We start from the raw sequence: 22,022 nt of genomic DNA, 5'->3' as shown, positions 1-22,022 counted from the left end.
AGTGCTAATTAATGGTTGCGCTCATCATCCTTCCGGTGTCCGTCAGGAGTCCTGCCGTGCGTCCCGTCCACTTCGCGGCCGCCCGCCGCACCCCCATCGGCAAGCTGCGCGGGGCCCTGTCCTCCGTGCGGCCCGACGATCTCGCCGCGGGCGTCATCCGCGGGCTGATCGCCGAGGTGCCCACGCTCGACCCGGCCCGTGTCGACGACGTGTACTGGGGCGCTGCCAACCAGGCGGGCGAGGACAACCGGAACGTCGCGCGGATGGCCGCGCTGCTCGCCGGACTGCCCGACAGCGTGCCCGGCGCCACCGTCAACCGGCTCTGCGCCTCCGGCCTCGAGGCCGTCACCACGGCGGCCCGAGCCATCGCCTCCGGCGAGGCCGAGATCGTGCTGGCCGGCGGCTCCGAGTCGATGAGCCGGGCCCCCTTCGTCCTGCCCCGTCCGGACGAGGCGCTGCCGCACCGCATCGAGACCGTCGACACCCGCCTCGGCTGGCGGCTGGTCAACCCCGCGATGAAGGGGCTGCACGGCGTCCTGTCGATGGGGGAGACCGCCGAGGAGGTCGCCGAGCGGTACGGCGTCTCGCGCGAGCGCCAGGACGCGTTCGCGCTCCGCAGCCACCAGCGCGCGGCCGACGCCCGCAAGAACGGGTACTTCGACGCCGAACTGCTCCCCGTGGAGCGCCCTGACGGCGTGGTCGTCGACCGGGACGAATGCGTGCGGGAGGACACCTCGCTCGACAGGCTCGCCCGCCTCAAGCCGGTGTTCCGCGACGGCGGCACGGTCACCGCCGGCAACGCCTCGCCGATGAACGACGGCGCCGCCGGAGTGCTGCTGGTCAGCGAGGACGTCCTGAACGAACTCGGGCTGGAGTCGCTCGGCCGGTACGTCGCGGGCGCCTCGGCCGGCGTCGATCCCGACGTCATGGGCATCGGCCCCGTGCCCGCCACGCAGAAGGCGCTCGGACGCGTCGGCTGGAGCATCGGCGACATCCAGGAGGCCGAGTTCAACGAGGCGTTCGCCGCCCAGGCGCTCGCCTGCGTGGACCGCCTCGGCATCGACCCGGACCTCGTCAACCCGACCGGCGGCGCCATCGCCCTGGGCCACCCCCTCGGCTGCTCGGGCGCCCGCATCCTCACCACACTGCTGCACCGCATGCGCCGCACCGGCGCCGGACGCGGCCTGGCCACGATGTGCGTCGGCGTCGGCCAGGGCAGCGCGGTCCTGGTCGAGCGAGCCTGAGCCCTGGCCGGGGTGTCGGCGCGACACCCCGGCCAGGACGGCACGCATGCACCACTCCGGTGTCACCGGCGTCCGGCCGCGTTCCCCGCAGGGGGGTGCCACGGATCGCCGTACGCCATCACGCGTGTCCGCGATCCGGCCGGTTCGCGCCCTCCCCGTCCGCTCCGGAGGCGCGCCTGCCCATCCGGTGTCCGGGGTGACCCCGGGGCCTCGCGGGCCCCCCTCCAGTCGCGCAGACGGTCGGGCGTAGCATCGGCCCCCGCATGAACACGATGACGCTCTGGCACATATCTACCTGGGAGTTCACCGCTCTCGCCGCCGCGGCTCTGCTCGTCGGCTTCTCCAAGACCGCTGTCAGCGGCGCCAACACGGTCAGTCTGGCGATCTTCGCGGCCGTACTGCCCGCGCGCGCCTCGACCGGCGTCCTGCTGCCCCTCCTGATCGTCGGCGACGTCCTCGCCGTCCTCACCTACCGGCGCCACGCCCACTGGCCCACGCTCTGGCGCCTGTTCCCGGCCGTCGCCGCCGGTGTCGTCCTCGGCACGGTGTTCCTGGTCTGGGCCGACGACGAGGTCGTCCGCACCTCGATCGGCGCGACACTGCTGCTGATGACCGGGGTCACCCTGTGGCGCCGCCGGGCCGCCGTCCAGGACGACGAGCCCGACTCCGTCGTGACCCGCGCGGGCCGCGTGAAGGCCCGCTCCTACGGTGTGCTCGGCGGCTTCACCACGATGGTCGCCAACGCGGGCGGCCCGGTGATGTCGATGTACCTCCTCTCGGCGGGCTTCCGCAAGCTCGGCTTCCTCGGTACCTCGGCCTTCTTCTTCCTCATCGTCAACATCTCCAAGGTGCCCTTCAGCGCCGGCCTCGGCCTGATCGACGGCCACTCGCTGCTGCTGGACGCGGCCCTGGCCGCCTTCGTCGTGCCGGGCGCCCTCATCGGGAAATGGGCGGTGAACCACATCAACCAGCTGCTCTTCGAGCGACTGGTGATCGCGGCCACGGTGGTGGGCGGAGCGCAGCTGCTGCTGCGCTGATCCCGCGTCCCCGCGCGGCCCGGACGACGCCCGAGCCGCGCGGACGCCGACCGGCCGCGACCGTGCCCCCACGAGACCCTGTCCGTACGTGGGCCTGTGCGCATACCCGTCCCCGACCCCGCGCCCGGGCGCATACCCGTACCCGGGCCCGTACTTCGTGCCCGTACGCTCGGTCCATGTCCCCGCATGTCCTTCTCCTCGGCGGTACCGCCGAAGCCCGTGAGCTCGCCGCCGACCTGGCCACGCGTCCCGGGGTGCGGGTGACGACGTCGCTGGCGGGCCGGGTGTCCCGGCCGGGAGCGCTCGACGGGGACGTACGGACCGGCGGGTTCGGCGGGACGGACGGGCTCGCGCGCTGGCTGCGGGAGCACCGGGTCGACGCCGTGGTCGACGCGACGCACCCCTTCGCGGCCGGCATCACGGCGAACGCGGCGCGGGCCGCGGTGGCGACCGGCATCCCCGTCGTGACGCTGCGCCGTCCCGGTTGGTGCCCCGTGCCGGGCGACCGCTGGCATTCGGCGGCCTCCCTCGCCGAAGCCGCCGCGCTGCTGCCCGGACTGGGCCGCCGCGTCTTCCTCACCACCGGCCGACTCGGCCTCGCGGCCTTCGCGGATCTCGCCCGGATCCATTTCCTCGTACGGTCCGTGGAGGCTCCCGAGCCGCCGCTGCCCGCGGACACCGAGGTGCTGCTCGCGCGCGGCCCCTTCACCCTGGACGGCGAACTGAACCTCCTTCGCGAGCACCGTGCCGACGTCCTGGTGACCAAGGACAGCGGCGGGTCCGCGACGGCTCCCAAACTGACCGCGGCCCGCGAGCTCGGGCTCCCCGTGGTCGTCGTACGCCGCCCGCCCCTTCCGGAGGGCGTGAGCGCGGTACCGGACGTCGCCTCGGCGCTGGCCCTGCTGGAGCTCACTCCGCGATGACCGGTTCCCGGACCGCCGCCCGGCGGTCCCGTAACCGGTGAGTCCGTCGGTTCGTGGGCGGCGGGGCGGGACGGCGGCCGGTCAACCGGTCGTGGCCGAAGCCGGTTACGGGGTGGGGCCGGACAGACCCTGTGTCAGGTCCTCCACCAGCAGGCGTTCGGCGATCGCATCCACGGCGGCGCGCAGTTCCGTGCCGGACGGGCGCCCGAGGTCCTGCTCCACGTCCTACGTCCGGGGATTCCGGCGCAGCAGGTAGGTGTCCATGATCCACCCCTTGCGTTCCCGGGCCTCGGCGCGCAGCCGCTCGATACGGGGGGCCGTCTCGGCCAGCGGACCGGAGGCGAGGATCTCGTCGGGCGTGCCGATGTAGGCGCCCCAGTAGATGTCGATGTCCTCGTCCACGTACTGACGGAACGTCTGGTGGGCGTCGAGCATCACCACCACGTCGTCCACGCCTTCGGGGAAGCCCTCCGCGAGGCGTCGGCCGGTGGTGATCTGCACGGGCCGGGCGACCCGGTTCAGCCCCGTGCGGTGCCGGGCGACGAGCGCCGAGACACTGCTGATGCCGGGCACCACGTCGTACGAGAACGTCACCGTCCCCCGGTCCAGGATCTCCTGCAGGATGCCGAGCGTGCTGTCGTACAGAGCGGGGTCACCCCACACCAGGAAGGCGCCGCTCTCGTCCTCGCCCAGTTCCTCGGTGATCAGCCGCTCGTAGATCGCGGCGCGGGCGCTGCGCCAGTCCCCGACGGCCGGCGAGTACGCCGATCCCCCCGCGGTCCGGTCCCGGTCCGGGTCGCGGGCCTCGACCAGGCGGTAGGCCCCCTCGGGTATGTGCGCGTCGAGGATGTCGCGGCGCAGCTGGACGAGGTCCGACTTCACCTCGCCCTTGTCCAGGATGAAGAACACGTCCGTGTCCCTCAGCGCCTTGACCGCCTGGAGCGTGAGCTGATCGGGGTCGCCCGCACCGATACCGATGACATGAATCTTTCGCACACCCAGAGTCTGCCGCACGCCACTGACAGTGGACCCACCGCACCCGGTGGTACCCGGTCCGGCGCCGGGCCCCGCCGCTGGACGGCCGACGGGGGAGTGGTTCCGACGATGGCCGAGGGCTTCCGGCGGCGGGGCGGCGCGTCCGCGTGCCCGTGTGCTCCGAGCCGATCGGGAGTCCGAGCCGATCAGGTGCCAGGGGCGATCGGGTGTCGGGGGCGAGGCCGCTCGGGTGGCGAAACCGGGCAGGGGTCAGACGGCCCGGCCGCCCAGCCGCGGCGCGACCGCCGTCGCGTCGACCCGCCCGCCGTCGCGCTCCACGACCCCCGCCAGCTCCCGCGCCCAGACGGTGAGTTCCGTGAGGTCGATGCCGTACGGCCGGGGCCGGCCGCTCTCCGTCGCCCACTCCTCGACGGCTCCGGCGCCCCGGCGCAGCAACCGGGCGCCGCCCGTCGTGTTCCCCCGGGCCGAGTGGGTGAGTCCGACGGCGAGCTGGGCCAGCCCCCGCCAGAGCCCGCGCTCGTCCTCCGGGCCGGACTTCCACGCGTCCTCGAAGACCTCGTGCGCGTGGAACGGCCGTCCCGAGTCCAGGAGTGCCTGCGCCTCGGCGACCGTCTCCTCCGGAGCGCGGAGGACTCCCTCCGGCTGCCGCTCCACCCCGTCCGCGCCGTACGGCAGGGGGCGACCCAGTCCGTCGCGGGGCCGGGCGTTGCGCGCCCGCCCCTCGGTGTCCCGGTCGCGTCCGCCGGACTGCCGCGTCTCAGATGTCCCGCTCATACGCCGATTGTCGCGCGCCCCGTCCCCCGGCCGAGCAGCCCCCGGCGTGGGGTAAAGTTCTGTTCGCACGATCACGCGGGTCACCGTGGGTGAGGGCATCGGGACGTGGCGCAGCTTGGTAGCGCACTTGACTGGGGGTCAAGGGGTCGCAGGTTCAAATCCTGTCGTCCCGACTGGAGACAGTCGCAGTTCAGGGCCGGTTTCGGAGGCATCCGAGACCGGCCTTTGGCGATTTTGGGGCCGTCGGGCACCGGTCGGGACCGGCAGGGGAGCGGTCCACGTGGCCTTGGCCGTCGTCGTGATCGTGGGCAACCGCGATCGGGCTCGACGGGGAGCGTGGGGCCGGATGCGCGAAGCGCTGCGGTTGCTCGTAGAGCGGCGCCCCGCCGTTCAGAGGGGGATCCTCGGCGCGCACGAGCCCCCGCCGGAGGGCCGGCGGGGGCTCGTATGCGCGAAACGTGGCCGTGAGGCGTGTGATCAGCTGCAGACCACGTAGACGCTGAGGGTGGTGACGGCCCCCGCTGTCGCGGTCACGGTCCAGTGGTTTCCGTTCGGGAAGCTCTGTCCGAGGGTGACGAGGAGGCCGGTGGCGGACAGCCCGCCAGAGATGGGTTGGGTGCCGGCCGGGCAGTTCGGGGAGTCGTAGGACGCGTTGACGCCCAACAGGACGTTGTAGGGCGTGGAGGTGATCGTCGCGGACACCGGTCCGGTGGCGCCGGTCGCACCCGTGGCTCCGGTCGCTCCGGTGGCGCCGGTTGCACCCGTGGCACCGGTTGCGCCGGTTGCGCCGGTCGCACCCGTGGCACCCGTGGCGCCGGTGGCTCCGTCAACGCCGTTGGCGCCTGTCGGGCCGGTGGGGCCTGTCGGGCCTGTAGGTCCGGTGGCGCCGGTCGCACCCGTGGCTCCGGTTGCGCCGGTGGCTCCGTCAACGCCGTTGGCACCTGTCGGACCTGTAGGTCCGGTGGCGCCGGTTGCACCCGTGGCTCCGGTTGCGCCGGTGGCTCCGTCAACGCCGTTGGCACCTGTCGGACCTGTAGGTCCGGTGGCGCCGGTCGCACCCGTGGCTCCGGTTGCGCCGGTGGCTCCGTCAACGCCGTTGGCACCTGTCGGGCCCGTAGGTCCGGTGGCGCCGGTCGCACCCGTGGCACCGTCGACGCCGTCGGCACCCGTGGGGCCTGTCGGGCCCGTAGGCCCGGTGGCACCGGTGGCGCCATCGGCTCCGTCGGCACCGGTCGCGCCGGTGGCGCCGTCCGCTCCGTCGGCACCGGTCGCGCCGGTGGCGCCGTCCGCTCCGTCGGCACCGGTCGCGCCGGTGGCGCCGTCCGCTCCGTCAGCGCCCGTCGCGCCGGTGGGCCCGGTGTCACCTGTGGCACCGGTCGGGCCGGTCGCGCCCTTCGGTCCCGTCGGCCCCGTGGGTCCGGTGTCGCCCTTCTGGCCACCCTGGTGGTCGTCATGGCCCTGGTTGCCGCTCCAGTGACCGTGCTCGTCGCAGCGGCCGTCTCTTCGGCACTCGTCGCCACCCGACTTGGTGGCGGAGGCTATGGCGGCGGCCGACTTGGTCTGCTCCATCGCGAGTGCCGGGCTGGCCATGCCAGTGAGGACGAGAGCGATGGACGCGAGGCCGCTGCCCGCGAGCCAGGTGGTCCGCTGGGGGAGCGGGAGCGGACCAAGTGAGGAACGGGTCCTGGAGTCAGGACTCATGCGCTTTCCTGCTTTCGTGAAGTCGAATAGTCACGTCGCCCCGACCAGGGCCGACATCCGCATCATTACCGAGTGCAACTGATCGCGCACTTTGTGTGACGCTCTCTCGTTCCGGTCACCTCGCGGTCTTCGGTTGCCATGCCCATGTCCATGCCCGGACCCCGGCCCATGCCCATGCCCATGCCCTGCCCTCGGATGTGTCCCGGTGGGGCGGCGCCGGCCGCCGGTCCCGAGCTCCCGGCCAGCTCATAACAGGAATCGGCGTTGCGTCGTCAATTCCTGAGGCGAGGTGTCTAAGGTGATCGCGGCGACTTCCTCCCGCGTGATTCAGGCTTTAATCGCCATGCCCGATTGAAACTCGAAGGTAGGGCCCGAACAATGAAGCCGACCATCTGCCTCTGCATGATCGTGAAGAACGAATCGGCCGTGATCGAGCGATGCATCGCCTCGGTGCGGGACCTCGTGGACACCTGGGTCATCTCCGACACGGGTTCGACGGACGGCACCCAGGACCTGATTCGAAAAGCCTTCGACGGTATCCCCGGTGAGCTGCACGAGGATGCCTGGGTGAATTTCGGGGTCAATCGCACACTCAACATCGAGCGGGCCCGTGGGAAAGCCGACTACCTGCTTCTGATCGACGCCGACATGACGATCCGGCAGGAAGGGCCCTTGCCTCCGCTGACCAGTGCGTCCTACATGATCCCGCACGCGGGAAGTCTCGCCTACCGGATCAAGCGACTTGTCCGTGGTGATGTGCGCTGGCGCTACGAAGGCGCGACCCACGAGTACCTGACGGCCGACGTGGAGCACGAGCAGGAGAACCTCGACGCCCTCGTGGTCGAGCACTTCGCCGACGGCGGTTCCCGGCACGACAAGTTCGAACGGGACATGACCCTGCTGAGCGCGGAGATCGAGCGCGACCCCACCGACGCGCGCAGTACGTTCTACCTGGCGCAGACCATGCGGGACATGGGGCGCGGGGAAGAGGCGATCGCCCTCTACGAACGTCGCGCCGAGATGGGTGGCTGGGGGGAGGAGGTCTACTACGCCCTCCTGCAGGCAGGAATCCTCAAGGACGAATGCGGTGACTGGCCCGGGGCCATGGACACCCTCTCGCGGGCGTGGGAGGCGCGTCCCCAGCGCCTCGAAGCATGCTTCGAACTGGTCTCACGGCTGCGGAAGCGGGGCAACTACCGTGCCGGGCACGCCATCGCGTGTGCGGGGATCAATCGCGTGGAGCCCGACGACATTCTCTTCACTCATCCATGGGTCTACACGTGGGGGCTGCTCTTCGAGTATTCCGTCGTCTCCTACTGGGCGGGGGATTCTCAGGGTTCCCTTGAAGCGTGTGACCGCCTCCTGGACATTCCCGAACTGCCGGAAGCGTATCGGCTGCAAACAGTGCGGAATCGGGAATTCGCCGTGGCCCGTAAAGCCGAGGAGTCGAGGAATGCGGCGAAGAAATCGGTGCAGCGGTCCGGGGTCAGAATTTGACGAAGGGTTCGTAGGGTCGGAATTTTTCGTCCCGTCGTCCCGTCGCCCGTGAAAGCAGGTCGTAGGCCGTTTCCGCCGAGCGGGAACGGCCTTCCCGTCGTCCTGTCGAGTTGATTGCCGCCCGATGTTCTCGGGGTGTCCGGTGGCTGCCCCGCGTCCCGGTGCCCCCTGCTTGCCGCCAGTGCCAGTGCCAGTCGCCAGCCGGCCCGAGCCGCGTCGGCGGGTCCTGACCACATGTCATGTCGCCCTCGCCGGTGCGCTGCTCCGCCGCGCACTCCGCCCCCGCTCCCCGTGTCCATCCACGGCCGATGCCCCTTCCTGGTGCGGGCGGTCCTCCTCCGTCTTCATCCGCGCTGCGGATCTCGCCCAAGGGGGTGAAGGCACTCCTCGGGCGAGCCTGTGAGACCCGGTGGCCGCGGGTGTCCATCGAGCAAGATTGCACACAATCACTCGTGTCCAATCGGTGGAGGAGCGGCTATGGTGCCTGAAAAGAGGCAATGAGGCCCCGATCGGCAAGCTGAAATTGTGTACAAGTCGGTGCGGGATCGCCGTGGTGCACGATGCGGGCGAGAGGTGGACTTCCCATGGCTGACGACCAGCCGACCGACTCCCGGCGTACGGTGGCGACCGCCCAGGGGCCCTTGGCGGGGGTGCGGGTCGTCGAGACGGGCTCGCTCATCGCCGGGCCGTTCTGCGGACAGTTGCTCGGCGACTTCGGGGCCGACGTGCTCAAGGTCGAGGACCCGGGCAACGGTGACCCGATGCGGCAGTGGGGGAGCAACCTCCCGCAGGGCCTGTCGCTGAACTGGCCGATCATCGCCCGGAACAAGAAGTCGATCACCTGCGACCTGCGCAGGCCCGAGGGACAGCAGTTGCTGCGGGACCTGCTCGCGACGGCCGACGTGTTCATCGAGAACTTCCGGCCGGGCACCCTGGAGCGCTGGGGACTCGGCCCCGCCGAACTCGCCGAGCTGAACCCCCGGCTCGTGGTCACCCGGGTGACCGGCTACGGCCAGGACGGACCGTACTCCCGGCGTGCCGGGTTCGGCTCCATCGGTGAGGCGATGGGAGGCCTGCGGCACATCACCGGGGAACCGGACCGCGCCCCCAGCCGCACCGGTATCTCCATCGGTGACTCGCTCGCCGGCACGTTCGCCGCGCTCGGCACGGTGATGGCCCTGTTCTCCCGCGAACACACCGGCCGCGGCCAGGTCGTCGACTCCGCGATCTACGAAGCCGTACTCGCGATGATGGAGTCGATCCTGCCGGAATGGGAGCTGAGCGGGTCGCGGCGCGAGCGCACCGGCTCGGTCCTTCCCGGAGTGTCGCCCAGCAACGTGTATCCGACCCGCGACGGGTCGTCCGTGCTGATCGCCGCGAACCGGGACACGGTGTTCAACCGGCTGGCCGAGCTGATGGGCAGGCCGGAGTGGGGGACCGACGAGCGGTTCGGGACCCATGCCGCCCGTGGTGAGCACCAGGCCGAACTGGACAAGCTGGTCTCCGACTGGACCCGGGGGCGGGACTCCGAGGAACTGCTCGACCTCCTGCACGACAACGGGGTCCCGGCCGGTCTCACGTACACCGCGCAGGACATGTTCGCGGACCCGCACTTCGAGGCCCGGCAGACGATCGTCCGGCTGATGCACGACAAGCTGGGCTCGTTCCCGATGCAGAACGTCGCCCCCCGGCTGTCCGGGACGCCCGGCGCCGTGCGGGCGCTCGGCCCGGAGCTGGGGCAGCACAACGACGAGGTGTACGGCGGAATCCTCGGACTCGACACCGCGGCCAGGGCCCTCCTGCGCGAACAGGGCGTCATCTAGAACCGGTCCGTGACCAGCGGGGATCCGTCCGGCGGGACGGATCCCGGCGGCCCAGCCCAGCCGCAGCCCTGGGCAGGAAAGAGGAGATACCCCGTGAGCGTCAGAATCTGTGAAGTGGGCCCGCGAGACGGCCTGCAGAACGAGCCCGAACATCTCGATCCGGTTCAGCGCGCGGACTTCGTGGACCGGTTGTCCGCCACAGGTGTCGCCGCCGTGGAGGTCGCCAGCTTCGTCAATCCCGCCCGCGTGCCGCAGATGGCAGGGGCGGAGGAGGTCTGTGCCTCGGTGAAGCCCGTGGAAGGCGTCGGCCTCGCGGCCCTCGTGCTCAACGGACGTGGCTACACCCGGCTGGCCCGGACCCGGTGCGAGGAGGTCCGGATGGCCTTCTGCGTCACCGAGACCTTCAACGAGCGCAACCAGGGCCGCAGCGTCGAGCGGTCGATCGCGGAGGCCGCGGACATCGTCGCGGCGGCCCACGCGGACGGCCGCAAGGCCACGGTCACGCTGGCCGCGTCGTTCGGCTGCCCCTTCGAGGGGGTGGTCGATCCCGGCCGGGTGCTCGCCATCGCCGAGCGGGTCGCCGCCACGGGCGCCGACGAACTCGTCTTCGCCGACACCATCGGCGTCGGGGTGCCCCGGCAGGTGACCCGGCTGCTCACCGGCGCGGCAGGGTTCGGCATCCCGCTCGGGCTGCATCTGCACAACACCCGCAACACGGGCTACGCCAACGCCTACGCGGGGGTCGAGGCCGGCGTGTCGGTCCTGGACAGCTCCGTCGCGGGCATCGGCGGCTGCCCCTTCGCCCCGAGGGCGACCGGTAACATCGCCACCGAGGACCTCGTCCACCTGCTCGAAGGGCAGGGCGTGGACACCGGCGTCGATCTCGACGCGCTGTTGTCCGCCGCAGCGTGGATCACGGAGGTTCTCGGCAGGCCGCTGCCCGGACAGTTGCTGCGCGCCGGACGGTTCCCCGCGCCCGCGCGATGACCCGACGGGACGGCCGCGCGACGGTGCCGGGCCGTGCGCGGGCCATGGCGCCGTACCGGGAGCAGAGACGATGACGAAGCCGTCGGTGAGGGTCTACGAGGACCTGCGCAGGCGCATCCTGACCGGAGACCACGCGTCCGGCACGTGGCTGCGAGAGGAGAACATCGCGACCACCTACGAGGTGAGCCGCACCCCCGTCCGCGAAGCGTTGCGCCGGCTCCAGACCGACGGGCTGGTCACCCTGATACCCAACCGTGGTGCTCAGGTGACCGGGTTCGACGCCGCCGACCTCGACGACATCTTCAGCCTGCGGGCTCTGCTGGAGGGCTACGCCGCGCGCCGCGCGGCCGAGCGCGACGGATCGGAGGCCGAGCGCGAGGAGCTGCGCGCGCTCTGCGACGCCATGGACGAGGTGGCGAGCGCCGGTGGTGACGACGCCGACGACCGGATCACCGAACTCAACCTGGAGTTCCACCGCGCGCTGCACCGGGCGGCCGGGAACGCGCTGCTCCCCGGGATCCTGTCGGGGGTCATCGAGATCTCCCTCGTACGCCACACCTTCCACAACTACTCCCCCGTGGAGATGCAGCGCAGCCTGCGCCAGCACCGGGAGCTGGTCGACGCCCTCACGGCCCGCGACGGGACGTGGGCGCAGTCGGTCATGACGGCGCACGTGCTCTCCGCGCGGGCGTCCCTCAGCCGGCACCAGGCCGACGGGCAGTCCGAGGGCTGACGGTCACGCCCACCGTGTGAGGCCGCCCTGAGAAAGCGCGGATTCTGCACGCCGCGGCGGAGCGGAGCTGTTCGCCGAGCACGGCCACCACGGCACCGGGATGGCCCAACTGGGGGCGGCCGTAGGGCTCCAGAGAGGTGGGCTGTACCACCGCATCGGCAACAAGGAAGCCCTGCTCTTCGAGATCGGCGCCTCCCAGCTGCGCGTCATGGTCGAGATCGCGCTCGACATCGAGAAGCGCGTGGAGGACCCCGAGGAGCGGTTCAGGGAACCGGCCCGGACGCTGATGGAGGACATCGCCGACCACGTTCTCGAACGGACCGTCCACTACCGGGACTTCACCGCGCTGACGGGCCCGCTCATGGAGTCGGTGCTCGATCTGCGCAAGCAGTGCGGGCAGGTGTGGCCGCGTACGCTCGACGCGGCCATCGACGCGGGGCACTTCAGGCCGATGCCCGAGTCCGTGGCGCTGAAGGGAATCCTCGGAATGTTCAACCATTCGTACGTGTGGTTGAAGAAGGACGCCGGACTCCTGCCGCGCGAGATCGCGGACCTCTTCCGCGACACCTTCCTGACCGGCACCCTGCGCTCCGCGCCGCGGAAGGACCGAACACCACGTCGTCCGGGCCTCTGATCCCGGCACGGCTGCACCACAAGGAGAGCGACATGTCGGACGAAGTCCTGGTCGAAAACCGCGACGGCGTGCAGATCATCACCATCAACCGGCCGCAGGCGAAGAACGCCCTGAACCTGGTCGTCGCCCGCGGCACAGCTGCCGCGCCGCATCCCGTACGCGATCGCCATGGAGCTGCTCCTCACCGACGGTCCGCCGCCGCGTGGGCCCGCCCGTTCCGCCGGCCGCCGTCGTGAACGGTCCCGGCCCCCGGGCCGCGTCGTGCGTGCGCCCCAGGCGCCGGGTGGCGCGGGGGCACGGTGACGGCCCGGCCGCCGCTCGGGGCGGGACGTCACCCCTTGCGGACTCCGGGGCCGGAGGCGGCGCTCCGCGTCAGGACAGGTGTCCGACGTGCGCCAGCGCCTGCCGCAGCAGGACGCCGTGACCGCCGGGCATGTCGTCCGTGACCACCGGTGAAGAGGCCTCTTCCGGGCTGAACCAGACCAGGTCCAGGGCGTCCTGGCGCGGGCGGCAGTCGCCGGTCACCGGGACGATGTAGGCCAGGGACACGGCGTGCTGGCGGGGGTCGTGGAACGGCGTGACGCCCAGCGTCGGGAAGTACTCGGCGACGGTGAACGGTTGCAGGGAGGCCGGGATCCGGGGGAGTGCCACCGGGCCGAGGTCCTTCTCCAGGTGGCGCAACAGGGCGTCGCGGACCCGCTCGTGGTGCAGCACCCGGCCGGAGACGAGGGTGCGGCTGACCGTCCCGTCCGGACCGATGCGGAGCAGGAGCCCGATGTGGGTGACTTCGCCGTTGTCGTCGACGCGCACCGGTACGGCCTCGACGTACAGGATCGGCATGCGGGCGCGGGCCGATTCCAGTTCGTCACGGGACAGCCAGCCGGGCGTGGTTTCGGTCAAGTCAGACATTGCTTGATCATACTTTCCGTGCGTCCGGTGCGGGCGTGATGCTCCAGGTCGACGATGCCCCACGGAAGGTCCGTCAGGCATCCTTCGGAGTCAGCCAGGCGGTGTCGGCCCACAGGGCCGTGGACGGAATCCGGTCACGGTACCGCGCGTCGCGCGCGCGGACACTGGCGTGCACCCGGGCGTCGGCCGGCAGTCGCCGACGCCGGTAGGTGAGCAGGGCCCAGACGCGGCCCATCCGGTGGATCCGGCCCAGGGCGTCCTCGGGCGCCACGGTCACCTCACGGGCGTACGCGCCCTTCTTGAGCAGGACACCCGCGTCGAGGGCGCCGTCCACGACCCACTTGAGGGCGACGGTCGCCGTCCGGGGATCGTCGTCGAACGTGCCGCCGACATCGGAGTGGACCCCGGCGAACCACACCTGCTCGACCAGGCCGGGCGCGGGCCGTCGGCCGTCGCCCGGCGTCACGAGGTACTCCCGATAGGGCCTGCGCCTCTCGTCGACGGACACGGCATGGCGGACGTGGGCGACGTTCGGGACCTGACGGGTGTAGGGCCACCGCAGGTTCCAGCGCAGCACCCCGGCCGCCTTGACGGAGTCCCAGATCCCCAGATAGGCGACGGAGATGCCGACGCGCCCCTCCACGGCGTTGCTGAAAGCGCCCGCGAAACGGTGCAGTTGGTCCCAGTCCTGGCGGGTCCAGTCCTTGTTCCTGGCGTACACCGACACCGCGTACGGGACCAGGTTCTCCATGCCGGGCCGCATCAGCCCGACCGCCTTGAGCATGCCCACCAGCGCACGCGCCGTGTACGCGCCGCGGCTGAACCCGAAGAGGAGGATGCGGTCCCCCGGTTCGTAATGGCCCATCAGATACGTGTACGCCTCGGCCAGGTTGGTCCGTATGCCCGAGCCGAAGGCGAGGCCGAGGAGTCTCGACACCCGGCGTCCCGCGGGGGTCCACGCGCCCGCGGCCGAGAACGTGCCGACCCCGGGGTCGTAGTAGGCGATCTGGCGGGCGGGATCGGAGAGGTCCAGCATCTCGTAGAGCCGGACGACGTTGGTGTTCCCCTTGGCCTTCACCTGGTTGCCGGTGCCGTCGAGGCAGATGACGAGGTTCTTGCTCATGCCGGGCCTCACGTTCGCCGATCCATCGGGACATCGAGGAGCCGGTGGATCACCTGGAACACACCAGGTCAGAACACATCAGGACATAAGGTGCGTGCAGAAATATAATAAAGGAAATGCTGTCCACGGGCGGATTCCCGCGTCGCGGACGGCCTCCGGCTCAGCAGGGTTCCGGAGGGACCATGGCCGGTTCCGTGATCCACCTCGAACAGGACGCCGGCCTTCCGCGCACCCACGCCCTGGTGATCGGTGTCGGCAGGTATCCGCACCTGGCCGGTGGCGAGGCACCGGTGGCGGACCCGGACGGGATGGGCCAGCTCAGCTCGCCCCCGCTCTCCGCGCGCGCCCTCGCGACCTGGCTGCTCGCCGATTACAACGACCCGACACGGCCGCTCGGCAGCGTCGCGCTGCTGCTGAGCGAGGAACGGCCGGCACCCTTCACCGACCCCCGCACGCACACGGCGCACGACATCGACGCCGCCACCATCGAGAACATCCTCGCCGCGGTCACCGCGTGGTACGACCGCGGCGACAGCCACGTCGACAACCGGCTCGTCTTCTACTTCTGCGGACACGGCGTCTCGCAGGGCGACGACATGGCCCTCCTGGCCGCCGACATCTTCGCCGACCAGCACAACCCCCTCAACGGAGCACTGGACTTCGCGGCGCTGATGAACGGACTCAAACGGTGCAAGGCCGGCCAGCAGGTGTTCTTCGTCGACGCCTGCCGGTCCAACTCCGATGTCCTGATAGAGAGTTCGGGAACCCGGTTCGCCGGACGCTCGCCGCTGGGCGCCGGATCGCGCCCGCTCGACCTCCCCAGACGCTTCCACATCCCTTACTACGCCACCCTCGCCGGGGACCGGTCGCACGCGCGTCCCGGACAGGTGAGCCTGTTCACCGAGGCGTTGCTCAGGAGCCTCAACGGAGCGGCCAGCGACGACCCCGAGGGGGACTGGCGGGTCAACACCTCCCATCTCCTCGAAGCGATCGACCACTTCATGCACCAGCCGGAGTTCGCCGGAGCCGTCGCAGGTGTCCAGGTCCCTTCCGTCGGCGAACTCCCCGTGTTCGTCCTGCACGAACTGCCGGGCCCGCCCGTCGTCCCGGTGTACGTGGGGTGCGAGCGGGCCCAGGAGAACGCCGAGGCCGAGTTCGTCTGCCGCGAGGGCGGCCTCGAACGGTTCCGGCGCCCGGCCGGGGCCGCCGACGAGGAGGACCCGGAGAGCGAATGGGCCATCGAACTCCGCTTCGGGGAGTACGACTTCGAGGCGCGGCTCGGCGACGAGGACGTACGGACCAAGTCCGTCACCGTGCGACCGGTGTTCCGCCGGGTCCAACTGGTCAAGCCATGACCGCCGCCCTGCGCGTCCGGGTCGCGCTCAGCCTCGACGAGAACGACGTCTCCGGCGGGGCCAAGGTCGTCGGCAACATCTATCCGACCGGCGGCACGGGCGCCGCCCACCGGGGCGTCCTGTTCCCGTGCGGCGCCTCGGCGGAACCGGCCCGCTACGCCGTCGAACCCGGCCACTACCTGGTGACCGCCACCCTGCCCTCGGGAGTCGTCCTCACCAAGGACGCCGAGGCCCGCGAGGGCACCGACACCCGCGTCACCCTGCGCACGGCCCGCTCGCCCTACGCCTCGCACTCCTGGCAGTACCTCATGGGCAACATCGAGTCGTACGGCGACTACCACGACGGCGAGGCGATACCCGTGCCCCGCTCGCAGGGGTCGCGCTCCGGCGTCTGGGAGTGGGACTCGGTCGTCGAACCCGGCCACGCGGCCTGGGTCGGCGACCCGAAGGCCACGAGCCTGCGGTTCGCCACCCTGCTCGACCTGGCCGAGAACCCCCCGCGCCGACCCGTCGTGTTCGAGATCGCCCACTCCGCGCCCCACTCCGTGCCCAGCCTCGAACTGGGCGACGCCGCCGCCCGGCTCTACCGCTTCGGCCCGGACGGCCCGGTGGACGAGCAGGGCGAGCCGACCGTCGAAGGGGCCACCGGACCACGGCAGTTCCTGATCGTCTCGCTGGCGGGCAGCGACCACCTCGTCACCCTGCCCGCGCCCTGGGGGACCGCCCAGATCGAGGTCCTCGTCAACGAGCGCCAGAGCCCGACCGGCAGCGCCGTGTCGGTGACCGTGCGCGACAACCGGGTGGGTCCCGCCCTCGGCTACATGGTGCGCGGCGCCTTCGACGCCGCCGCGACCCTCGTCCACGACGCGGAGTCCATGCTCTACGACGAGTTGACGAACCCGCTCGCGGCCATGGCCGGGGCCTACGTGCTGATCGGCAGCGAACTGACCGACCGCCCGCACCGCTGGGACCCGTGGCTGTCCCGGCTGCGCCACGAGTTCGACTGGATGAGCGACGGTTCCCTGCTGTGGGCCATGCGTCATCTGCGCCGCGCGCACACCGAGACGGAGCGGCAGGCGGCGCGGGACGCGCTCGTGGAGGCCTTCGACCGCGGGGTGCCCGTCTTCACCCTCGGCCTGAGCCGCCTCATCCACGGACTCTCCGAGTTCCCCGACGACCCGGAGTGCGCCACGCGGCTCGAACAGGCCCGGCGGCTGTCCTGGCGCGTCGACACCCGTGAGCCGTTCGTCGTGGTGTCACTGCACGGGAGGTCGCGATGAGGGGTCCGCCCACAGGGACGGCCGGCCCACGTTCACGAGGGAGACCGAGATGATCAGGCTCACGATGATGCCCGGTGAGGACGGCGACTGCCTGCTCCTGGAGTACGGCGACGACACCTTCGTACGCCGCGTCCTCGTCGATGGCGGACGCCCGGGCACCTACCCGCTGATCAGACCCGTGCTCGCCGGATTCGACGGACCGGTCGACCTCCTGGTGGTCACCCACGTCGACCAGGACCACATCCTCGGCGTGCTCGCCCTGCTCGACGACCCCGAACGGCCGGTGGAGTTCGGAGACGTCTGGTTCAACGGCTTCGACCACCTCCTCGACGCCGAGGGCTTCGGCGCCGTCGACGGGGAGAAGCTCACCAGTACCCTGCTCGCTCGGAAGATCCCCTGGAACGACGCCTTCGGCGGGCGCGGTGTCGAGATCGGACGGGAACTCGCGTGGTTCGACGACGGCTCCACGATGACGGTGCTCTCACCCGACCGGGCCCAACTGGAGCGGCTGGCCCCCGTATGGAGCGCCGAATGCGCCAAGCACGGGCTGATCCCGGGCCGCGACCCCGACGAACTCCCCCCGGTGGAGGGCTTCGAGCACTTCGGCGCCCCGAACGTCGAACAACTCGCCGCGTCACCGTTCAAGCCGGACACCTCGAAGACCAACCTCACCAGCATCGGCCTGCTCTTCGAGTTCGATGACCGGCGCGTCGTGCTCACCGGCGACGCCGACGACCGCCGACTGGCCGCCTCACTGCGCGGGCCGGCCGAGGCGGCGGGCGGGCGGCTCCACCTCGACGCCCTCAAGGTCGCCCACCACGGCAGCGACCACAACCTCTCGAACGACCTGCTCGCTCTGATCGACTGCGACCGCTATCTGATCTCCACCAGCGGCGCACGCCACGACCATCCGAACGAGATCGCCGTCGCCCGCATCCTCGAACACGGCGGCGACGAGAAGGAGCTCGTCTTCAACTACCGTGAACGGGCGGCGATGTGGGACGTACCCGGGCTCAGGAAGCGGTTCGGCTACACCGTGACGGCCCCGGGACCCGATGCGCCGGACGGTTTCGTCAGCCTCGAACTGTGAGCCCGCGCGGCCTCGTAGCCTGGTACCCGCCCGGCGGAGGCACCGGCGGGACCACGGGAGAGGCATGGGCACAGAACGCACCACGGACATCACCGACGCCGTCGTCGACAGCTTCGCGAGGACGGCCGACCCGAGGCTGCGCGAGCTGCTCGGCTCGCTCACCCGCCACCTCCACGCGTTCGTCCGGGAGACGGAGCCGACCATGGCGGAATGGGAGCACGCCATGGGCTTCCTGACCGCGACAGGGCAGAGGTGCACCGGCACCCGGCAGGAGTTCATCCTTCTGTCGGACGTGCTCGGCGTCTCCATGCTCGTGGAGAACCTGAACGCCCACCGGGGCCCCGGCGTCACCGAATCGACCGTCCTGGGCCCGTTCCACATGACGGCGTCGCCCGCCCGCGAACTCGGCGCCACCATCGACCTGGTGGGCACCGGCGAGCAGTGCGTTGTCAGCGGCCGGGTGCTGTCCCGGGACGGCACCCCGCTGCCCGGCGCGGTCCTCGACGTGTGGCAGGCGGACGCCGAGGGCTTCTACGACGTCCAGCGGCCGGACGTCCAGCCGCCCGGCAACGGACGCGGGCTCTTCACGGCGGACGACGAGGGCCGCTTCCGGTTCCGCACCTGCGTACCGAGCCCGTACCCCATCCCCGTCGACGGCCCCGTCGGCCGCCTGCTCGGGGCCACCGGCCGCCACCCCAACCGCCCCGCCCACATCCACTTCATCGCCTCGGCGGCCGGCCACACCCCCGTCACCACCCACATCTTCGTGGCGGGCAGCCCCTACCTCGGCTCCGACGCCGTCTTCGCCGTCAAAGAGAGCCTGGTGAAGGACTTCGCCGAGACCGACGATCCTTCCCTGGCACGGGAGTTCGGCGTCGCGAACCCCTTCCGGCACGCCCGCTTCGAACTCGTACTGGAGCCCGAGTGACCACCCCACCGAGCACCCCGCTCGACTTCTCCTACGAGACCCGGCCCGCCCGGGTCGTCTTCCGGCCCGGCGCCGCGGTCACCGCGACACCCGGGGAGGTCGCGCGGCTCGGACTGCACCGGGTCCTCGTGGTGTGCGGAGGCCGGGGCGAGGAGACCGCCCGGTCGGTGGCGGACGCGCTCGGCGACAGCTGCGCGGGACTGCACGCCGGCGCCCGCATGCACGTTCCCGCGGAGGTCGCCGACAAGGCGGTCGAGGTGGCCCGGGCGACGGGCGCGGACGGCTGCGTCGCCGTCGGCGGCGGCTCCGCGATCGGCCTCGGCAAGGCGATCGCGCTGCGCACCGGCCTGCCGCTGATCGCCGTGCCCTCCACCTACTCGGGCTCCGAGATGACCTCCGTCTGGGGCCTGACCGAGAACGGGGTCAAGAGCACCGGCCGCGACACCCGGGTACAACCCCGCTCCGTCGTCTACGACCCCGAACTCACCCTCGGCCTCCCGGTCCCGCTCTCGGTGACCAGCGGCATCAACGCGCTGGCGCATGCCGCCGAAGCGCTGTACGCCCCCGACCGCTCCCCGCTCGTCTCGCTGATGGCCGAGGAGGGCGTACGGGCGATGGCCGGCGCCCTGCCCGAGGTGGCCGCGGCCCCCGGTGATCCCGAGGCGCGCGGACGGGCCCTCTACGGTGCCTGGCTCTGCGGTGCCTGCCTCGGCGCGACCACCATGGGTTTGCACCACAAGCTGTGCCATGTCCTCGGCGGCACCTTCGGTCTGCCCCACGCCGAGACCCACACCGTGGTCCTGCCGTACGTCCTCGCCCACAACGCGCCCGCCGCGCCGGACGCGATCGCGGTCCTGTCGCGAGCCCTGGCAACCGACGACGTCCCCCACGCCCTCCGAGAGCTCGCGGGCGGCCTCGGAGCGCCCCGCACCCTGGCCGAACTGGGCCTGAGAGAAGCCGACTTGGCACCCGCCGCGGAACAGGTGGCCGCCCAGTCCTACCCCAACCCCCGCGAGGTCACCGCACACGGCGTCCTGGGCCTGCTGACGGCGGCGTACGAGGGGTGGGAACCGCGGGGCTAGCTCTTCAGCGGAGGGCGGGGCGGGTTCGTGAGCCAGAAGGTCCGCGCATCCCTCGCGAGCGGCCCCGGGTGGTGCGAACTCGCTTGCTGATGAGGAGAGTTGCACGGGATGCTGCGCGCGTGATCGAGCGAGGAGCCGCCGTCCGGGCTGTCGAAGAGCAGTTGGAACGCGAGCATCGGCAGGCACGGGCCGTGGGCGTGGACGCGGCGCGTATGACCGTGGTCGGCGTCGAGGAACATGAGCTGGTCTGGATCGTCCGCTGTCAGTCGGAGGACTACGTCCGCACACGGAGCGACAGGTTCCTGCTGCTGGGCAACGGGCCGTACCTGGTCGACCGTGTCGACGGGGGACTGCACCGGATCGGTGTCGTCTCCGCGAAAACAGGGGAGTGGGAGGCCGATTACCGGGCCCGGATACGTGGACTGCCGACGCGTACCGCGGTGGACGACCTGCACGACGCGCTGCGCGGAGTCGCCGCCGCGCGCGGACGGACGCATGCCGCGCGGGCGCTGCGCCGGACGCTGCCCATGCTCTCGCCCGCGCAGGCCCTCACGTACGTGAGCGCGCTGCTCGACGGCGACGCGCCCGCGCACCTCGTGGCCGTCGCCACCGAGGAACTCGTCGAGCCCCTCGACCCGAGGGTGGAGACCATCCTGAACGGGGCGGCCGCCCGGGCCGGTCGGACCCCCGCCGGATGACGGGAAGCCGGACGGCGTGGCGACGGCGCGCCCGGTCCCGTTCCTCGGACGTGGCGAGGACGACGCCGTCGGGTCCTCACGAAGCTGCCGGCGGCGTCACCGCCTGACGCGGGCGGGAGGCGGCGGTTCAGAACCAGGGCCGACCTCTGCCGTGTCCGGCTCCTTCCGCGTCCGGTGGTGGTGACCGCCCCGGCGACAACTGGGCCGTGAACGAGGGAAGTCGGGGCCGCGGATCGACCGGTATGTCTCCAACAGGCCCTCCCACCCTCCCCATTGGGGGATCCTTCATCGCTCCGACACCCGCTGCCTCTGGCGTTTTCGCCGCTCGCCCGGAAGGCTGATCTGGGCATGCCAACATGACCGCCTGGCCTGCCCCGCCCCCACGCCGCGGTCCAACTGGAGGACGTAAGTGAAAGCAAGCTCGGGGATCCGCAGGGTCTCGATCGTTCTCGGCAGCTCCGTCGCACTGGTCGTCGCCGTCGCGGGCAGCGCGCTCGCCGACCCGCCCACGGCCCTGCCCGGGAACGCCGACGCGCTGGAGTCGACGTTCCAGCCGGCCTTCGACTACGACACGGACGGCTGTTACCCGACACCCGCCATCGGCCCCGACGGGACCGTCAACGGCGGCCTCAAGCCCTCCGGGGCCCTGAACGGCCAGTGCCGTGACGCATGGGACCTCGACAACACCAACGGGTACTCCCGCGAGAAGTGCAACAACGGCTGGTGCGCCATCATCTACGGGCTCTACATGGAGAAGGACCAGGCCGTGGCCGGCAGCGGCCTCGGCGGGCACCGCAACGACTGGGAGCACGTCGTGGTGTGGGTCCAGGACAACGAGGCCAAGTACGTGTCCACGTCGGCCCACGGCAACTTCAACATCTACCCCCGGGACCGGATCCGCTGGGACGGCACGCACCCCAAGGTCGTCTACCACAAGGACGGCATCGGCACGCACTGCTTCCGGCCCGCGAACACCAACGACGAGCCGCCGGAGAACCACAAGCACACCTGGCAGTTCCCGACCCTGGTCGGCTGGAACGGCTACCCCGCCGGGCTGCGTGACAAGTTGAGCGCCTACGACTTCGGCAGTGCCTCGTTCGGCCTCAAGGACGGCAACTTCAACGGCCACCTGGCGAAGGCCAAGCCGGCCGGCATCACCTTCGACCCCAACGCCTGACCGGCCGTCCGGTGGCGGGCGGCGCCCTCGG

At 71.4% G+C, this 22,022-nt stretch carries 21 protein-coding genes and 1 tRNA gene; 17 read left to right on the top strand and 5 right to left on the bottom strand.

What is annotated here, in order from left to right; genetic code table 11:
* The first annotated feature begins 56 nt into the window (after positions 1-56).
* The 3 genes from ACFYW7_RS10180 to ACFYW7_RS10170 all read left to right on the top strand — a co-directional run bounded on the left by ACFYW7_RS10180 (position 57) and on the right by ACFYW7_RS10170 (position 3,204).
* The gene (locus tag ACFYW7_RS10180) at positions 57-1,244 is read left to right on the top strand and encodes a thiolase family protein (RefSeq protein WP_389500064.1); all 1,188 of its coding nucleotides are present in this window, start codon (positions 57-59) and stop codon (positions 1,242-1,244) included.
* A 263-nt stretch (positions 1,245-1,507) separates the two neighbouring features.
* Positions 1,508-2,281, top strand: coding sequence for a sulfite exporter TauE/SafE family protein (locus ACFYW7_RS10175; protein WP_389500062.1), 774 nt, complete (start codon positions 1,508-1,510; stop codon positions 2,279-2,281).
* A gap of 176 nt (positions 2,282-2,457) precedes the next feature.
* A complete protein-coding gene (locus tag ACFYW7_RS10170; RefSeq protein ID WP_389500060.1) occupies positions 2,458-3,204 on the top strand; it encodes a cobalt-precorrin-6A reductase in 747 nt (248 codons plus the stop codon).
* Positions 3,205-3,429: 225 nt separating this feature from the next.
* Here ACFYW7_RS10170 and cobF read toward each other — a convergent pair whose 3' ends face one another.
* Complete coding sequence (gene cobF / locus ACFYW7_RS10165; protein ID WP_389500058.1) at positions 3,430-4,200, bottom strand: precorrin-6A synthase (deacetylating); 771 nt, start codon at positions 4,198-4,200, stop codon at positions 3,430-3,432.
* A gap of 249 nt (positions 4,201-4,449) precedes the next feature.
* Positions 4,450-4,974: a DUF309 domain-containing protein gene (locus tag ACFYW7_RS10160; protein ID WP_389500056.1), complete on the bottom strand. Its 525-nt coding sequence runs from the start codon at positions 4,972-4,974 to the stop codon at positions 4,450-4,452.
* A gap of 99 nt (positions 4,975-5,073) precedes the next feature.
* Here ACFYW7_RS10160 and ACFYW7_RS10155 point away from each other — a divergent pair.
* Positions 5,074-5,147 (top strand) — tRNA-Pro (locus tag ACFYW7_RS10155).
* Positions 5,148-5,451: 304 nt separating this feature from the next.
* On the opposite strand, the gene ACFYW7_RS10150 is transcribed toward ACFYW7_RS10155, so the two are convergent.
* The gene (locus ACFYW7_RS10150) at positions 5,452-6,675 is read right to left on the bottom strand and encodes a hypothetical protein (RefSeq protein WP_389500054.1); all 1,224 of its coding nucleotides are present in this window, start codon (positions 6,673-6,675) and stop codon (positions 5,452-5,454) included.
* A 378-nt stretch (positions 6,676-7,053) separates the two neighbouring features.
* Between ACFYW7_RS10150 and ACFYW7_RS10145 the strand changes: the two genes are divergently transcribed.
* From ACFYW7_RS10145 to ACFYW7_RS10120, 6 genes are all read left to right on the top strand, one after another.
* On the top strand, positions 7,054-8,172 hold the full coding sequence (locus tag ACFYW7_RS10145) for a glycosyltransferase (RefSeq protein ID WP_389500052.1): 1,119 nt from the start codon (positions 7,054-7,056) through the stop codon (positions 8,170-8,172).
* 584 nt (positions 8,173-8,756) lie between these two features.
* Positions 8,757-9,995, top strand: coding sequence for a CaiB/BaiF CoA transferase family protein (locus tag ACFYW7_RS10140; RefSeq protein WP_389500050.1), 1,239 nt, complete (start codon positions 8,757-8,759; stop codon positions 9,993-9,995).
* Between the two features lie 93 nt (positions 9,996-10,088).
* Positions 10,089-10,982, top strand: coding sequence for a hydroxymethylglutaryl-CoA lyase (locus ACFYW7_RS10135; RefSeq protein WP_389500048.1), 894 nt, complete (start codon positions 10,089-10,091; stop codon positions 10,980-10,982).
* A 70-nt stretch (positions 10,983-11,052) separates the two neighbouring features.
* The gene (locus tag ACFYW7_RS10130) at positions 11,053-11,715 is read left to right on the top strand and encodes a GntR family transcriptional regulator (protein ID WP_389500046.1); all 663 of its coding nucleotides are present in this window, start codon (positions 11,053-11,055) and stop codon (positions 11,713-11,715) included.
* Between the two features lie 67 nt (positions 11,716-11,782).
* Positions 11,783-12,349 (top strand): TetR/AcrR family transcriptional regulator, encoded by a 567-nt coding sequence (locus ACFYW7_RS10125; RefSeq protein ID WP_389500424.1) that lies wholly within the window; start codon positions 11,783-11,785, stop codon positions 12,347-12,349.
* A gap of 32 nt (positions 12,350-12,381) precedes the next feature.
* A complete protein-coding gene (locus tag ACFYW7_RS10120) occupies positions 12,382-12,585 on the top strand; it encodes a hypothetical protein (protein ID WP_389500044.1) in 204 nt (67 codons plus the stop codon).
* A gap of 136 nt (positions 12,586-12,721) precedes the next feature.
* Here ACFYW7_RS10120 and ACFYW7_RS10115 read toward each other — a convergent pair whose 3' ends face one another.
* Complete coding sequence (locus ACFYW7_RS10115) at positions 12,722-13,258, bottom strand: NUDIX hydrolase family protein (RefSeq protein WP_351119874.1); 537 nt, start codon at positions 13,256-13,258, stop codon at positions 12,722-12,724.
* 73 nt (positions 13,259-13,331) lie between these two features.
* Positions 13,332-14,381 carry a DUF2235 domain-containing protein gene (locus tag ACFYW7_RS10110; RefSeq protein WP_389500042.1) on the bottom strand — a complete coding sequence of 350 codons (1,050 nt, stop codon included), beginning with the start codon at positions 14,379-14,381 and terminating at the stop codon, positions 13,332-13,334.
* A gap of 182 nt (positions 14,382-14,563) precedes the next feature.
* On the opposite strand from ACFYW7_RS10110, the gene ACFYW7_RS10105 reads away from it, so the two are divergent.
* From ACFYW7_RS10105 to ACFYW7_RS10075, 7 genes are all read left to right on the top strand, one after another.
* Positions 14,564-15,736 carry a caspase domain-containing protein gene (locus ACFYW7_RS10105; protein WP_389500040.1) on the top strand — a complete coding sequence of 391 codons (1,173 nt, stop codon included), beginning with the start codon at positions 14,564-14,566 and terminating at the stop codon, positions 15,734-15,736.
* On the top strand, positions 15,733-17,016 hold the full coding sequence (locus ACFYW7_RS10100; RefSeq protein WP_389500038.1) for a hypothetical protein: 1,284 nt from the start codon (positions 15,733-15,735) through the stop codon (positions 17,014-17,016). Before ACFYW7_RS10105 ends, ACFYW7_RS10100 begins: the two co-directional genes overlap by 4 nt.
* Positions 17,017-17,065: 49 nt before the next feature.
* Positions 17,066-18,106, top strand: coding sequence for a ComEC/Rec2 family competence protein (locus ACFYW7_RS10095; protein WP_389500036.1), 1,041 nt, complete (start codon positions 17,066-17,068; stop codon positions 18,104-18,106).
* A 64-nt stretch (positions 18,107-18,170) separates the two neighbouring features.
* Positions 18,171-19,034: a dioxygenase gene (locus ACFYW7_RS10090; RefSeq protein ID WP_389500034.1), complete on the top strand. Its 864-nt coding sequence runs from the start codon at positions 18,171-18,173 to the stop codon at positions 19,032-19,034.
* Complete coding sequence (locus ACFYW7_RS10085) at positions 19,031-20,116, top strand: maleylacetate reductase (RefSeq protein ID WP_389500032.1); 1,086 nt, start codon at positions 19,031-19,033, stop codon at positions 20,114-20,116. The genes ACFYW7_RS10090 and ACFYW7_RS10085 overlap by 4 nt, the downstream gene beginning before the upstream one ends.
* A 119-nt stretch (positions 20,117-20,235) precedes the next feature.
* Positions 20,236-20,814: a YrhB domain-containing protein gene (locus ACFYW7_RS10080; RefSeq protein WP_389500030.1), complete on the top strand. Its 579-nt coding sequence runs from the start codon at positions 20,236-20,238 to the stop codon at positions 20,812-20,814.
* Between the two features lie 409 nt (positions 20,815-21,223).
* Positions 21,224-21,991 carry an NPP1 family protein gene (locus ACFYW7_RS10075; protein ID WP_389500028.1) on the top strand — a complete coding sequence of 256 codons (768 nt, stop codon included), beginning with the start codon at positions 21,224-21,226 and terminating at the stop codon, positions 21,989-21,991.
* Positions 21,992-22,022 lie beyond the last annotated feature (31 nt).

The sequence above is a fragment of the Streptomyces sp. NPDC002580 genome, from assembly GCF_042889485.1.
Lineage (GTDB): Bacteria > Actinomycetota > Actinomycetes > Streptomycetales > Streptomycetaceae > Streptomyces.
The sequence above is the reverse complement of the archived record's forward strand: the minus strand, read 5'-3'. Positions and strand labels throughout refer to the sequence as shown.

Coding starts and splice junctions, on each gene's coding strand:
- ACFYW7_RS10175 (WP_389500062.1), top strand. CDS start 1,508: ATGAACACGATGACGCTCTGGCACATATCTACCTGGGAGTTCACCGCT.
- ACFYW7_RS10170 (WP_389500060.1), top strand. CDS start 2,458: ATGTCCCCGCATGTCCTTCTCCTCGGCGGTACCGCCGAAGCCCGTGAG.
- ACFYW7_RS10160 (WP_389500056.1), bottom strand. CDS start 4,974: ATGAGCGGGACATCTGAGACGCGGCAGTCCGGCGGACGCGACCGGGAC.
- ACFYW7_RS10150 (WP_389500054.1), bottom strand. CDS start 6,675: ATGAGTCCTGACTCCAGGACCCGTTCCTCACTTGGTCCGCTCCCGCTC.
- ACFYW7_RS10145 (WP_389500052.1), top strand. CDS start 7,054: ATGAAGCCGACCATCTGCCTCTGCATGATCGTGAAGAACGAATCGGCC.
- ACFYW7_RS10140 (WP_389500050.1), top strand. CDS start 8,757: ATGGCTGACGACCAGCCGACCGACTCCCGGCGTACGGTGGCGACCGCC.
- ACFYW7_RS10130 (WP_389500046.1), top strand. CDS start 11,053: ATGACGAAGCCGTCGGTGAGGGTCTACGAGGACCTGCGCAGGCGCATC.
- ACFYW7_RS10120 (WP_389500044.1), top strand. CDS start 12,382: ATGTCGGACGAAGTCCTGGTCGAAAACCGCGACGGCGTGCAGATCATC.
- ACFYW7_RS10115 (WP_351119874.1), bottom strand. CDS start 13,258: ATGTCTGACTTGACCGAAACCACGCCCGGCTGGCTGTCCCGTGACGAA.
- ACFYW7_RS10110 (WP_389500042.1), bottom strand. CDS start 14,381: ATGAGCAAGAACCTCGTCATCTGCCTCGACGGCACCGGCAACCAGGTG.
- ACFYW7_RS10105 (WP_389500040.1), top strand. CDS start 14,564: ATGGCCGGTTCCGTGATCCACCTCGAACAGGACGCCGGCCTTCCGCGC.
- ACFYW7_RS10100 (WP_389500038.1), top strand. CDS start 15,733: ATGACCGCCGCCCTGCGCGTCCGGGTCGCGCTCAGCCTCGACGAGAAC.
- ACFYW7_RS10095 (WP_389500036.1), top strand. CDS start 17,066: ATGATCAGGCTCACGATGATGCCCGGTGAGGACGGCGACTGCCTGCTC.
- ACFYW7_RS10090 (WP_389500034.1), top strand. CDS start 18,171: ATGGGCACAGAACGCACCACGGACATCACCGACGCCGTCGTCGACAGC.